This is a genomic window from Kitasatospora sp. NPDC030952, assembly GCF_055571335.1.
This window is the reverse complement of sequence record NZ_JBVIFM010000033.1, coordinates 1-13,382: the sequence shown is the minus strand read 5'-3', so window position 1 is coordinate 13,382 and position 13,382 is coordinate 1. Positions and strand designations below refer to the sequence as shown.

Annotated in this window: 10 protein-coding genes; 3 read left to right on the top strand and 7 right to left on the bottom strand. The window is 73.1% G+C overall.

The features are described from left to right. Positions 1 to 359: 359 nt before the first annotated feature. The 5 genes from ACZ47G_RS36070 to mmuM all read right to left on the bottom strand — a co-directional run bounded on the left by ACZ47G_RS36070 (position 360) and on the right by mmuM (position 6,767). Positions 360 to 1,955 carry a glycerol-3-phosphate dehydrogenase/oxidase gene (locus ACZ47G_RS36070; protein ID WP_380463281.1) on the bottom strand — a complete coding sequence of 532 codons (1,596 nt, stop codon included), beginning with the start codon at positions 1,953 to 1,955 and terminating at the stop codon, positions 360 to 362. Between the two features lie 174 nt (positions 1,956 to 2,129). Further along, positions 2,130 to 3,650, bottom strand: a complete 1,521-nt coding sequence (gene glpK, locus ACZ47G_RS36065) for a glycerol kinase GlpK (protein WP_380463283.1) — start codon at positions 3,648 to 3,650, stop codon at positions 2,130 to 2,132. 101 nt (positions 3,651 to 3,751) lie between these two features. Next, positions 3,752 to 4,471, bottom strand: a complete 720-nt coding sequence (locus ACZ47G_RS36060) for an MIP/aquaporin family protein (RefSeq protein ID WP_465750135.1) — start codon at positions 4,469 to 4,471, stop codon at positions 3,752 to 3,754. A 297-nt stretch (positions 4,472 to 4,768) separates the two neighbouring features. After that, on the bottom strand, positions 4,769 to 5,533 hold the full coding sequence (locus ACZ47G_RS36055) for an IclR family transcriptional regulator (RefSeq protein ID WP_380463287.1): 765 nt from the start codon (positions 5,531 to 5,533) through the stop codon (positions 4,769 to 4,771). 220 nt (positions 5,534 to 5,753) lie between these two features. Next, positions 5,754 to 6,767 (bottom strand): homocysteine S-methyltransferase, encoded by a 1,014-nt coding sequence (gene mmuM / locus ACZ47G_RS36050; RefSeq protein ID WP_465750133.1) that lies wholly within the window; start codon positions 6,765 to 6,767, stop codon positions 5,754 to 5,756. 161 nt (positions 6,768 to 6,928) lie between these two features. Between mmuM and ACZ47G_RS36045 the strand changes: the two genes are divergently transcribed. Genes ACZ47G_RS36045 through ACZ47G_RS36035 form a run of 3 tightly spaced genes read left to right on the top strand, consistent with a single transcriptional unit; the run spans position 6,929 to position 10,585 of the window. Next, positions 6,929 to 7,909 (top strand): NUDIX hydrolase, encoded by a 981-nt coding sequence (locus ACZ47G_RS36045; protein WP_465750130.1) that lies wholly within the window; start codon positions 6,929 to 6,931, stop codon positions 7,907 to 7,909. After that, a complete protein-coding gene (locus tag ACZ47G_RS36040; RefSeq protein ID WP_465750128.1) occupies positions 7,906 to 8,454 on the top strand; it encodes an NUDIX domain-containing protein in 549 nt (182 codons plus the stop codon). Before ACZ47G_RS36045 ends, ACZ47G_RS36040 begins: the two co-directional genes overlap by 4 nt. 34 nt (positions 8,455 to 8,488) lie before the next feature. Continuing rightward, entirely contained in the window at positions 8,489 to 10,585 is a 2,097-nt protein-coding gene (locus ACZ47G_RS36035; protein ID WP_465750127.1) for an acetoacetate--CoA ligase, read from the top strand. A 74-nt stretch (positions 10,586 to 10,659) separates the two neighbouring features. Here ACZ47G_RS36035 and ptsP read toward each other — a convergent pair whose 3' ends face one another. Further along, a complete protein-coding gene (gene ptsP, locus ACZ47G_RS36030; RefSeq protein ID WP_465750125.1) occupies positions 10,660 to 12,330 on the bottom strand; it encodes a phosphoenolpyruvate--protein phosphotransferase in 1,671 nt (556 codons plus the stop codon). Positions 12,331 to 12,433: 103 nt separating this feature from the next. Next, the gene (locus tag ACZ47G_RS36025; RefSeq protein WP_465750123.1) at positions 12,434 to 12,883 is read right to left on the bottom strand and encodes a PTS sugar transporter subunit IIA; all 450 of its coding nucleotides are present in this window, start codon (positions 12,881 to 12,883) and stop codon (positions 12,434 to 12,436) included. Positions 12,884 to 13,382: the final 499 nt, after the last annotated feature.

Below are 13,382 nucleotides of genomic sequence, written 5' to 3'. Positions count from 1 at the left end.
CCGGCCGGCGCCCGGTCGGCACTCGGTCGGCACTCGGTCGGCGCCGGATCAGGGCCCGAGCAGCCCGGACAGCACCGCCGCCGTCGCCTGCCCGGCATCGGCCCCCGGGGGCACCAGCTCGGGCACCCTCGCCCCGGGCGCCCACGCCGACCTGCCGGTCGTCGACGGCGACCCGCTAACCGACCCCACCGTGCTGACCCGCCCGGAACGGCACCTCAGGCACGTGGTCAAGGCCGGCGCCGTCATCTGGCGAAACGACGGGCGGGCGCCCGGGGAAACCCCGAACGCCCGCCCGTCGTACCGCAAGTTGCCTACCGGCAAAGGTGCTTACTTGCTCCCACGCTTCGCGAGGCTGTGCCTTACTTGCTCCCACGCTTCGCGAGGAAGGCCTCGACCTCGTCGCGGATCTCCGGCGTGTCCAGCCCGCGCACCGTCATGGTGGTGCGGCGGCGCAGGACGTCGTCCGTGGTGTACGCCCACTCGTTCTCGGCCGCGTAGGCGACCTGCGCCCAGACGTCCGGACCGTCCTCGTGGATCGGCCGGCCCAGCTCCGGGTTCTCGTCGATCATGCGGGCGATCTCGAAGGAGAGGGTGCCGTAGTGGCTGGCCAGGTGCTTGGCGACCAGCGGCTCCATCCGCGAGCCCGGCTCCCGGTCGATCAGCAGGCGGTGCGCCACGGCGTTCGGCGCGCCGACGCCCGGCAGCGGGACGGTCGGGGCGATCGGGGACATGTCCTCGCCGAGGCTGGTGCCGGGCACGTGGGCCAGCTTCTCCAGCACGGCGCGGCCGATGTGGCGGTAGGTGGTCCACTTGCCGCCGGAGACCGACAGCATGCCGCCGCGGCCCTCGGTGACGACGGTCTCGCGCTTGGCGGCGGCGGTGTCACCCGGGCCGCCGGGCAGCACGCGCAGGCCGGCGAAGGAGTAGGTGATCAGGTCGCGGTCGAGGTGCTCGTCGCGGATCGCGTGCGCGGCCTCGCCCATGATCTGGTCGATGTCCGCGTCGGTGGCCCGGACGTCCTTCGGGTCGCCGGTGTACTCCTCGTCGGTGGTACCGAGGAGGACGTGGTCCTCCCACGGGATGGCGAAGGAGACGCGGTACTTGTCGATCGGGATGGTCAGCGCGGCGCGCCACGGCGAGCGGCGCTTGACCACGACGTGGGCGCCCTTGGAGAGGCGGATCGACGGCGCGGCGCCGGCGTCCTCCATCGTGCGCAGGTGGTCGACCCACGGGCCGGTGGCGTTGAGCACCAGGCGGGCGTTGACGCCGAACTCGGTGCCGTCCAGGCGGTCGCGCAGCTCGGCGCCGGTGACCCGGCCGCCGGTGAAGCGCAGGCCGGTGACCTCGGCGTGGTTGAGCACCACGGCGCCGGCGTCGACGGCGGCGCGCACGGTCATCACCGCGACGCGCGAGTCGTTCATCTGGTGGTCGCCGTAGACGGCCACCGAGCGCAGGCCCTCGGTGCGCAGCGCGGGCACCTGCTGGGCGGCGTGGGCGGCGGTGGAGACCCGGCCCATGCCGTCGCGGAAGGCGGACAGCGCCGAGTACAGGAACACGCCGGCGCCGAGCTTGGCCGCGCCGTGCGGGCCGCCCTTGTAGACCGGCACGAAGAAGGTCAGCGGGTTGACCAGGTGCGGGGCCACGTCGGTGGAGAGCGCGCGGCGCTCCTTGTGGTTCTCCGCGACCAGCTTGACCGCGCCGGTCTGCAGGTAGCGCAGGCCGCCGTGGACGAGCTTGGAGGAGGCGCTGGAGGTGGCGCCGGCGAAGTCGCCGGCGTCGACCATGGCGACCTTCAGGCCGGCCTGGGACGCGGTCCAGGCGACGGCCGTGCCGAGGATGCCGCCCCCGATCACCAGCAGGTCGTAGGTGGCCTTGCCGAGCAGCTCACGGGTCTCGGCGCGGGAGGCGGTGCGGCCGGCGGTGCGCTCGGCGCCCAGGGTCGGGATGGTTGCCATGGTGGTTGTGTACGGCGCGCTGGTCGGGCGGCGCCGTTACTCCTCTCGTGTGCGGTGCGGCCCCTGCGAGAGAGGCCGGTCGGCCCGGTGCGGCGGGCCGGTGAAACGCGGTGACGCCCGTTGCCTGAACAGCGGGCGGCCGGTCGGGGCCCGGGGCCCCGACCGGCTGGTCGGTCAGTTGTTCTCTTCTTCCTCCACCCAGCCCATGGTGCGCTCCACGGCCTTGAGCCACTTCTTGTACTCACGCTCCCGGGTGGCCTCGTCCATGCGGGGGGTCCACTCGGCGGCGCGGTGCCAGTTGGCCCGCAGGGTGTCGAGGTCGTTCCAGAAGCCGACGGCGAGTCCGGCCGCGTAGGCCGCGCCGAGGGCGGTGGTCTCGGCCACGTACGGGCGCTCGACCGGGGCGTCCAGGACGTCGGCGATGTTCTGCATGAGCAGGTTGTTGCTGGTCATGCCGCCGTCGACCTTCAGGGCGGTGAGCTCGACCCCGGAGTCCTTCTGCATGGCGTCGACGACCTCGCGGGTCTGCCAGGCGGTGGCCTCCAGGACGGCCCGGGCCAGGTGGCCCTTGGTGACGTACCGGGTCAGACCGGCGATCACACCGCGGGCGTCGGAGCGCCAGTACGGGGCGAACAGGCCGGAGAAGGCCGGGACGAAGTAGGCGCCGCCGTTGTCCTCGACCGTGTTGGCGAGGGTCTCGATCTCGGCGGCGGTGGAGATGATGCCGAGCTGGTCGCGCAGCCACTGGACGAGCGAGCCGGTGACGGCGATCGAGCCCTCCAGCGCGTACACCGGGGCCTGGTCGCCGATCCGGTAGCCGACGGTGGTCAGCAGGCCGTGGTACGAGTTGACGATCTTCTCGCCGGTGTTCAGCAGCAGGAAGGTGCCGGTCCCGTAGGTGGACTTGGCCTCGCCCTCGTTGAAACAGGTCTGGCCGAACAGCGCGGCCTGCTGGTCGCCGAGCGCGGAGGCGACCGGGACGCCGGCCAGGTCGCCGACGGCCTCGCCGTACACCTCGGCGGAGGAGCGGATCTCCGGCAGGACGGCCATCGGCACGCCCATCGACTCGGCGATGTCCTCGTCCCAGGCCAGGGTCTTGAGGTTCATCAGCATGGTGCGGCTGGCGTTGGTCACGTCGGTGACGTGCTTGCCGCCGTCGACACCACCGGTGAGGTTCCAGATCACCCAGGTGTCCATGGTGCCGAACAGGATGTCGCCGGCCTCGGCGCGCTCGCGCAGGCCCTCGACGTTGTCCAGCAGCCAGCGGATCTTCGGGCCGGCGAAGTAGCTGGCCAGCGGGAGGCCGGTCTCGCGGCGGAAGCGGTCCTGGCCCACGTTGCGGCCCAGCTCGCGGCAGAGCGCCTCGGTGCGGGTGTCCTGCCACACCAGCGCGTTGTGGACCGGCTCACCGGTGTTCTTGTCCCACAGGACGGTGGTCTCGCGCTGGTTGGTGATGCCGATCGCGCGGATGTCGTCCTTGGTCAGCCCGGCCTTCTCCAGCGCACCGCGGACGACCGACTGCACCCGGGTCCAGATCTCGGCGGCGTCGTGCTCGACGTAGCCGGGCTGGGGGAAGATCTGCCGGTGCTCCTGCTGGTCGACGGAGACGATCCGGCCGTCGGCGCCGAAGATGATGCAGCGGCTGGAGGTGGTGCCCTGGTCGATCGCGGCGATGTAGTTGCCAGTGGAGGTCATGTGGAGGGTCCTCGGCTCAAGTTCGGGGGTTACGGGGTGGGTGGGCCTGACACGGACGTCCGGTCAGTCCCCGTGCTCGGTGGGTTCGAACCCGGCGGTTTCTAGAAGATGGCGTTGTACAGGCCACCGGCCGCCAGGCCGCCCAGGATCGGGCCGACGACCGGGATCCAGGCGTACGACCAGTCGGAGCTGCCCTTGTTGGGGATCGGCAGAAGGGCGTGGGCGATGCGCGGGCCGAGGTCACGGGCCGGGTTGATGGCGTAGCCGGTCGGACCACCGAGGGAGAGGCCGATGCCGACGACGGTGAAGGCGACCATCAGGGTGCTGGTGCCGGACTGCGAGAGGCCGGAGTTGGTACCGATGGTGAGGATCGCGAAGCAGAGCACGAAGGTGCCGATGACCTCGGTGATCACGTTCTGGATCGGGTTCCGGATCTCGGGCCCGGTCGAGAAGATGCCGAGGGTGGGCTCCTCGTTGGCCTGGAACTGGCCGAGGTAGGTGAGCCAGACCAGCGTGGCGCCGATGATCGCGCCGAGCAGCTGGGAGCCGAGGTAGAGCGGCACCTGGCTCCACTCGCCGCTCTTGACCGCGAGTGCGATGGTGACGGCCGGGTTGAGGTGCGCGCCGGACTTCGGAGCCGACATGTAGGCGGCGATGAGGACCGCGAAGCCCCAGCCGAAGGTGATCGCCAGCCATCCGGCGTTGACGGCCTTCGACTTCTTGAGGGTCACGGCGGCGCAGACGCCACCGCCGAGGAGTATCAGGGCGGCGGTGCCGAGGGTTTCGCCGACGAAGACGTCGCCGTTGGAGAACGCGGACACAAAGACTCCCTTGTCATGGCCCGGAGGTGCGGGTGGGGGTGGGCCGGTCGATCGCTGTGCGGGTGAGCGCATTGTGGGAGTGATCTTCCCGGCCGCCGTTCGACAATGTCGACCGTCATGCGGAAGCTTCCTCCCCGGGTCGGCCCCGCGTCAAGGCGGGGTTACGCAGCTGTGACCCTTCCCTCGGCGGGTCCCCCGAAGTTACCCAGCGGAGCGTCCCGAATCGGGGCAAAACGCCAAGGCGCGGACAGGCTCACCGCCCGTCCGCGCCTCAGCGTGACGAAGAGACCGCTCCGGTCAGAACCGCCCGGCGCCCAGGTCGCGGGAGATCGCCCGCGCCGCGCTGCGCACCGAGGCCACCAGCGAGGGCTTCACGAAGCCGTCCTCGCAGACCCGCTCCACCGGCCCGTTGATGCAGACCGCGCCCACCGGGTTGCGCCGCCGGTCCTGGATCAGCGCGGCGATCGAGGCCACGCCCTCCCAGGTCTCCTCGATCGAGTCCGCCCAGCCGCGCTCGCGGATCAGCGCGCACTCGGCGTCCAGGTCGGTCGCCTCGGTCAACGTCCGCACGGTGTACGACTCGTACGGGCCGTCGCCCAGCTCCCCGCGCGCGACCGGGTCGTAGGCCACCAGCACCTTGCCGATCGCGGTGCTGTGCAGCGGCTGCATCGAGCCCACCTCCAGCACTTGCCGGGTGTCGTCGGGCCGGAACACGTGGTGCACGATCAGCACGCCCTGGTGGTGCAGCACCCCCAGGTAGACGGTCTCGCCGGCCGCCCGGGCCAGGTCGTCCGCCCACACCAGCGCCCGCGCCCGCAGCTCGTGCACGTCCAGGTAGCTCTGCCCCAGCCGCAGCAGCTCGGCGCCCAGCTGGTACTTGCCGCTCTCCGGATCCTGCTCGACGAACCCCTCCTGCTGCAGCGTGCGCAGGATGCCGTGCGCGGTGCCCTTGGCCAGATCCAGCGCCGTCGCGACCTCGGAAAGTCCCAGGCGGCGCTCACCGCCGGCCAGCAGGCGCATGATCGCGGCGGCCCGGGAGAGCGACTGGATCGGGCCGGGCATGGATACCTCCGGGCTGACAGGCGGTCGACATTGTCGACCGCAGTGGTGACGGGGACGAGTCTGCCAGGCGTCCGGACGTCCGTGCACCTTCCCCCTCGGTAACCCGCGCTCGGCCTGGTGTTAACCTTCCGCGCCGCCGCGCCGGAGCCGCCCCGCGACCCCCCCGCTCCGCGACCCCTACTCGGCGACCCCCGCTCCGCCGCCACCCGGGCCCGGTTGCTCAGGCGCCCGCGCCACCGGGCCGGGCCGGGGAGGCCGCCCACGCGGGCCCCCGGCCGCGCCCCGCCGCACTGCCGCCGCGCTCCGCCGCGACCCCGCGCCGCACGGTCACCTCGGCCGCCAGCGCGGCGATCCCGTCCGTGCCGACCCGGCAGCAGCCGCCGACCAGCCGGGCGCCGTCCGCCAGCCAGCCGCCCACCCGCGCCGAACGGAAGGTCGGCTCCCCGCGCCAGTCCCGGCGCTCCGGATCCCACCGCTCCCCGCTGTTCGGGTACACCACCACCGGCTTCCCGGTCACCTCGGCGGCCACCGCCACCGCCTGGTCCGCGTCCTGCGGCGTGCAGCAGTTGACGCCCACCGCCAGCACCTCGTCCACCTCCGCCGCCAGCGCGAACGCCTCCGCCAGCGGCTGCCCGGCCCTGGTCCGGCCACCCGCCACGCTGTACGACAGCCAGGCCGGCACCCCCAGCCCGCGCACCAGCTCCAGCAGCGCCCGCGCCTCGTCCACGTCCGGCACCGTCTCCAGCGCCAGCACGTCCGGCCGGGCCGCCGCCAGCACCTCCAGCCGCGGCCGGTGGAAGGCCACCAGCTCCGCGTGGCTCAGCCCGTACCGACCGCGGTACTCCGAACCGTCCGCCAGTACCGCCCCGTACGGGCCGACCGAGGCCGCCACCCAGCGCCGCCGCCCGCCCGGTTCGGCCCGCGCCGCCTCCCGGGCCAGCTCCACGCTGCTCGCCAGCAGCCGGGCCGCCGCCGCGTGGCCCACCCCGCGCCGGGCGAAGCCCTCGAAGCTCGCCTGGTAGCTCGCCGTGATGGCGACCTCGGCCCCGGCCGCGAAGTACGCCCGGTGCGCGGCCACCACGGCACCGGGGTCGTCCGCGAGCAGCCGGGCCGACCACAGCGCGTCCGACAGGTCGTGCCCGGCGGAGGCCAACTGGTTCGACATCCCGCCGTCCAGGACCAGCGGGCCGGCCGCCAGTGCCGTGGCGAAGTCCGGCGGGGGAGCAGTGCGCATCTGGGCCTCCTCGGGCACGGTCGTTCCTGGTCACAGCCTAGAAGCCGGAGACCGCCGGCGGCCGGGAAAACCGTTTGCCGCCGGGGAACGAAGTCGTTACGTTGTGCTCATCCCGAGAACGACAGCACCAGGTGCCCCAGGGGCGCGGAGAGGAGCCGGCGATGGCAGCGGACGACACGTCCCCCCAGCCCGCCGCCGGGCCCACGGCCGAGCAGGAGTGGCTCGCCGCGTACGACCCGCGCGCCTACACCCCGGTCGCCGTCACCGTCGACGTGGTGGCCCTGACGCTACGGGCGGGCCGACTGCACGTGCTGCTGGTCGAGCGCGGCGCCCCGCCCTACCAGGGCTGCTGGGCGCTGCCCGGCGGCTTCCTGAAGGCGGGGGAGGAGAGCCTCGACGAGGCCGCCGCCCGCGAACTCGCCGAGGAGACGGGCCTGTTGGGCGCCGCCGAGGCCGCGCTCTGCCGGCTCCACCTCGAACAGCTCGGCACCTACGGCGCCCCCGAGCGGGACCCGCGGATGCACGTCGTCTCGGTCGCCTACCTGGCCTTCGCCCCGGACCTGCCCGACCCGCAGGCCGGCACGGACGCCGCGGCCGCCGCCTGGCACCCGGTCGCCGACCTCGACCCGGCCCCGCGGTCCGCCGACCGCGCCCAAGCCGCCGGTGTGCCCGCCGACACCCACGGGGGTGGCGTCGACGGGCACACCGGCCCCCAGCCGGTCCCACCGGGCCCGATCCGGCTGGCCTTCGACCACGCCCGCATCCTGGCCGACGGCCTCGACCGGGTGCGCGCCAAGCTGGAGTACAGCCCGCTCGCCACCGCCTTCCTGCCGTACGACTTCACCATCCCCGACCTCCGCGCCGTCTACGAGGCCGTCTGGGACGAGAAGCTCCACCCCGGCAACTTCCACCGCAAGGTCCTCTCCGTCCCGGGCTTCGTGGAGAGCACCGGCTCCACCACCGAGCGCGGCGGCGCCCGCGGCGGCCCCCGGGCCCGCACGTACCACGCCGGCAGCGCCCGGCTGCTCCACCCCGCCCTGCTCCGCCCCGCCCGCGAGGACCAGCCCGACTGCGAGGGGCCGGCCACCGAAGGCCCGCCGCCGATCGGGCCCGCCGAGCCCCCGGCTACCATCCGCCCATGACCACCGACGAAGCGCCGCGGACCGCCCACCGGCCGTTCTCCCACTGCCACTTCTGCGGCACGCCGTACCCGGTCGGCACCGACACCTGGCCCCGCACCTGCCCCGGCTGCGCCGAGATCAGCTACCGCAACCCGCTGCCCGTCGTTGTCACCGTCCTGCCGGTCACCCGGCCCGGCGCCGACCCGGCCCTGGTCGTCATCCGCCGCACCATCGAACCCGGCTACGGCGAACTCGCCTTCCCCGGCGGCTACCTGGACTACGGCGAGAGCTGGCAGCAGGCGTGCGTGCGCGAGCTCGGCGAGGAGACCGGCATCCCGGCCGACGCCGCCGACGTCCGGCTGATCCACACCGCCTCCGACCCCAACGGGCGCTTCGTGATGCTCTGCGGGCTCCTCCCCGCCCGGCCACTCGCCGAACTCCCGCCCTCGCGCCCCACCGACGAGACCGAGGGCTGGCTGCTCGCCACCGCCGACACCCCGCTCGTCTGGGACTTCCACAACGGCGTCCTGCGCCGCTGGTTCGACGGCGAGTTCGCCCCCCGCTGACCCGCCGGCCGACCCTGGCGCAGCGGGCGCTCACATGGCATGGTCTGCACCGACAGCCCAATCGGACGGGTTGGCCACGAGCTCACCCGTCCCCACCACCGGCCGGGAGACCACCACCGTGAGCACCCCTTCCCAGGACCAGCCGCTCTGGCGCCCCAACCCCGCTCGCGCCGCCGCCACCAGCCTGGTCGCCTTCCAGGCCTGGGCCGCCGAGCACCACGGCGCCCCGGCCGCCCCGCTCGCCCCGGCCGCCGACGACCAGCAGGCCGCCCGGCGCTACGCGGACCTGCACGCCTGGTCCACCGGTGACCTCGACCGCTTCTGGACGGCCGTCACCCAGTGGTTCGACGTCCGCTTCACCGAGGCCCCCGAGGCCGTCCTCGCCGACCCGGCCATGCCCGGCGCCCGCTGGTTCCCCGGCGCCCGCCTCAACTACGCCGAGCACGCCCTGCGTGCCGCCGAGACCGGCCCCGACCGCCCGGCGATCCTCCACCTGGACGAGACCACCGAGCAGCCGGCCGTGCTCACCTGGTCCGAGCTGCGCCGCCAGGTCGGCTCGCTGGCCGCGGCCCTGCGCGCCCGCGGCGTCCGCCCCGGCGACCGGGTCGGCGCCTATCTGCCCAACATCCCGCAGGCCGCCGTCGCCCTCCTCGCCACCGCCGCCGTCGGCGCCGTCTGGACCAGCTGCGCCCCCGACTTCGGCGCCCGCAGCGTCCTGGACCGCCTCCAGCAGATCGAACCCGCCGTCCTCTTCGCCGTCGACGGCTACCACTACGGCGGCAAGGACCACGACCGCACCGAGGTGGTCGCCGAGCTGCGCCGCGAACTCCCCAGCCTGCACACCGTGGTGCACGTCCCGCTGCTCGGCGCCCCGGCGCCCGAGGGCGCCCTCCAGTGGGAGGACCTGGTCGCCGAGGACGTCGAGCCGGTCTTCGAGCCCGTCCCTTTCGAGCACCCGCTCTGGGTCCTCTACTCCTCCGGCACCACCGGCCTGCCCAAGGCCATCGTCCAGAGCCAGGGCGGCATCCTGCTGGAGCACCTCAAGCAGGCCGGCCTCCACCTCGACCTCGGCCCCCAGGACCGCTTCCTCTGGTACACCTCCACCGGCTGGATGATGTGGAACTTCCTGCTGGCCGGCCTCCTGGTCGGGGCCACGATCGTCACCTACGACGGCAGCCCCGGCCACCCCGACACCGGCGCCCTGTGGTCCGTCGCCGCCCGCACCGGCGCCACCGTCCTCGGCACCTCCGCCGCGTACGTCATCGCCAGCCGCAAGGCCGAGCTGCACCCCGGCCGCGACCTCGACCTCTCCGCCGTCCGCTGCATCGGCACCACCGGTTCCCCGCTCCCGCCCGACGGCTTCCGCTGGATCTACGACGAGGTCAAGCAGGACGTCTGGCTCGCCTCGGTCAGCGGCGGCACCGACGTCTGCTCCTGCTTCGTCGGCGGCGTCCCCACCCTGCCGGTGTACCTCGGTGAGATCCAGGCCCCCTGCCTCGGCGCCGCCGTCGAGTCCTGGGACGTCCAGGGCCACCCGCACACCGACACCGTCGGCGAACTCGTCGTCACCAGGCCCATCCCGTCGATGCCCACCGGCTTCTGGAACGACCCGGAGGGCACCCGCTACCACGACAGCTACTTCGACACCTACCCCGGCGTCTGGCGGCACGGCGACTGGATCACCGTCACCTCCCGGGGCACCGTCGTGATCCACGGCCGCTCCGACTCCACCCTCAACCGCCAGGGCGTCCGGATGGGCTCCTCGGACATCTACGAGGTGGTCGAGCGCCTCCCCGAGATCGCCGAATCCCTGGTCATCGGCCTGGAGGAGCCCGACGGCGGCTACTGGATGCCGCTCTTCGTGGTCATGGCCCCCGGCGCCGAACTGGACGAGGACGTCATCGGCCGCATCCGCACCTCGCTGCGCACCGAGCTTTCCCCGCGCCACGTCCCGGACGAGGTGATCGCCGTCCGCGGCCTGCCGCACACCCTCACCGGCAAGCGCATCGAGGTCCCGGTCAAGCGCATCCTCTCCGGCACCCCGCTGGAGCAGGCCGTCAACCCCGGCTCCGTCGACAACATCGACCACCTGCGCTTCTTCGAGCAGCTGCGGGCCGACCGCCAGGCCTGACCCAGCCCTCGGGAACGCCGAAGGGGCGCCCCCACCGGTGCGGTGGGGGCGCCCCTTCTCCTGCTCTTACCGTCTCACTCGCCCGACAGCACCTGCTGGGCGGCGGCCCGCGCCTCCTCGGCGCTGTCCGCGGCCCGGGCCGCCTCGGCCGCCCGGCGGCACTGCGCCAGGGTGTACTTGGCCAGCGTGGTCCGCACGTAGGGGATCGAGGCCGAGCCCATGGACAGGCTGGTGACGCCCAGACCGGTCAGCACCACGGCCAGCAGCGGGTCCGAGGCGGCCTCACCGCAGACGCCACAGCTCTTGCCGGTCACCCGCGCCGCGTCGGCGGCCGCGGCGACCAGGTCCAGCAGGGCCGGCTGCCACGGGTCCTGCAGCCGAGCCAGCGCACCGACCTGACGGTCGGCGGCGAAGGTGTACTGAGCGAGGTCGTTGGTTCCCAGCGACAGGAACTCGACCTCCTGCAGGATCGCCCGGGCCCGCAGCGCGGCCGAGGGGATCTCCACCATCGCGCCGAACTTGGCGTCCAGCCCGGCCTGGCGGCAGGCCGCCGCGAAGTCCGCGGCGTCCTTGCGGTCGGCCACCATCGGGGCCATCACCTCGAGGTGCACCGGCAGGCCCTCGGCCGCCTTGGCCAGCGCCCGCAGCTGGGTGGCCAGCACCTCGGGGTGCTCCAGCAGGGTGCGCAGACCGCGCACGCCCAGCGCCGGGTTCGGCTCGTCGGCGGGGGTCAGGAAGTCCAGCGGCTTGTCCGCGCCCGCGTCCAGCGCCCGGACCACGACCCGGCCCTCCGGGAAGGCCTCCAGCACCTTGCGGTACGCCTCGACCTGCTTCTCCTCGCTGGGAGCCTTCGCCGAGTCGTCCAGGAACAGGAACTCGGTACGGAACAGGCCGACGCCCTCCGCCCCGTTCTCCAGCGCGGCCGGCACGTCCGCCGGGCCACCCACGTTGGCCAGCAGCGGCACCCGGTGCCCGTCCGAGGTCTGCCCCGGGCCGGAGGAGGCGGCCAGCACGGCCTTGCGCTCGGCGGCGATCGCCCGCAGCTCGTCCTGCTTCTCCTGCGACGGCTCCAGCAGCACGTCGCCCGAGCTGCCGTCCACCGCGACGACGGTGCCCTCGGCGACGTCCGACGCCCCCGGCAGCGCGACCACGGCCGGCACGCCCATCGCCCGCGCCAGGATGGCGCTGTGGCTGGTCGGCCCGCCCTCCTCGGTCACGAAGCCGAGCACCAGCGTCGGGTCCAGCAGCGCGGTGTCGGCCGGGGCCAAGTCCCGCGCGAACAGCACGTACGGCTCGTCGCTGTCCGGCACGCCCGGCATCGGCACGCCCAACAGCCGCGCCACGATGCGGTTGCGCACGTCGTCCAGGTCGGCGACCCGTCCGGCCAGGTACTCCCCGGCGGAGGCCAGCAGCGCCCGGTAGGCGGCGAAGGCGTCGTACACACCGCGCTCGGCACTGCTGCCGACGGCGATCCGGCGCGACACATCGGCCATCAGCTCCGGGTCCTGCGCCATCAGCGCCTGGGCCTCCAGCACGGCCTGCGCCTCACCGCCCGCCAGATTGCCGCGGGCGATCAGGTCCGCGGCGACCGCCTCGACGGCCGCCTGGGCGCGCGCCTGCTCACGCGGGGCGTCCTCGGTCGGGATCTGGGTGGCCGGGGGCTCCAGGACCGCCGTGCCCATGTGCCGCACCTGGCCGATCGCGACCCCGTGGCTGACACCCACGCCGTGCAGTGTCTTCTCCATGTACCTGTATCTCCGCTGAGAGGAGCGGCCCCGCCGGGAACCGCTGAGTGCCGGGTCGCCCCGTCAACTCCTGCGGGGCGGGTGTGTGTCGGTGATAGAGGGGTCAGCTCCAGCTGAACAGCTGGTCGCCCGCCTTGGCCTCGCCGGTCTCGCGCAGGTCGGTCAGCGAGTCGGGAGCGGCTTCCAGCGCCACGATCGGCGAGATCGGCGACTTGCCCGCAGCCTCGACGGCGGCCGGGTCCCACCGGATCACGGCCTGACCACGGGTCACCGTGTCGCCCTTCTTGACCAGCAGCTCGAAGCCCTCGCCGTTCAGCTGCACGGTGTCGATCCCGAGGTGGGTCAGCACACCGTGCCCGTCCGCGTCCACCACGACGAAGGCGTGCGGGTGCATCGAGACGACGACACCGTCCACCGGAGCGACCGCCTCGGTGGGCTGACGGACCGGGTCGATCGCGGTGCCGGGGCCGACCATCGCACCCGAGAACACCGGGTCCGGCACGCCGGCGAGCCCGACAACCTTGCCGGTCAGCGGCGACGTCACAGTGGTCATGGTGGTGCCTCCCAAGTGCGCAATACAGCGAGCGGCCGCGAGGTGCGGCACACGATCAGCTGAAGCCTAAATCATGTCAACTTCGGACAACTGTCGACGTTCCCGGGCGAAGAACCACGCCCCCGCCCGTCTACCGACCGGCGTCACATCGACTCATGACTGGTCTAGTCCTCTTGGTCGATGCGCCGCACTCTACAGGCATCTTGGCGAATCAGGACCATTGCTGTATATGCTCGCGAGAGCAACAAATCATGCCGCCACCCGGGTGACCCCGGACGCGCCTCGATTCGCACTCCGGTCATCGACCCGCTATGGTTGGTCGAGTCGCCGCGACTTGGCGGTTAACACCAGATTTCGGATGCGAAAAGCCCCGGTAAACGGAGCGAAAAACATCTGCTAAGCTGGAAACACGAAAGAACGAAGCGCCCGGAGGGCCCGCTGGAAGGCGGTCCGAAGGAAGCGTCCGTTCCTTGAGAACTCAACAGCGTGCCAAAAGTCA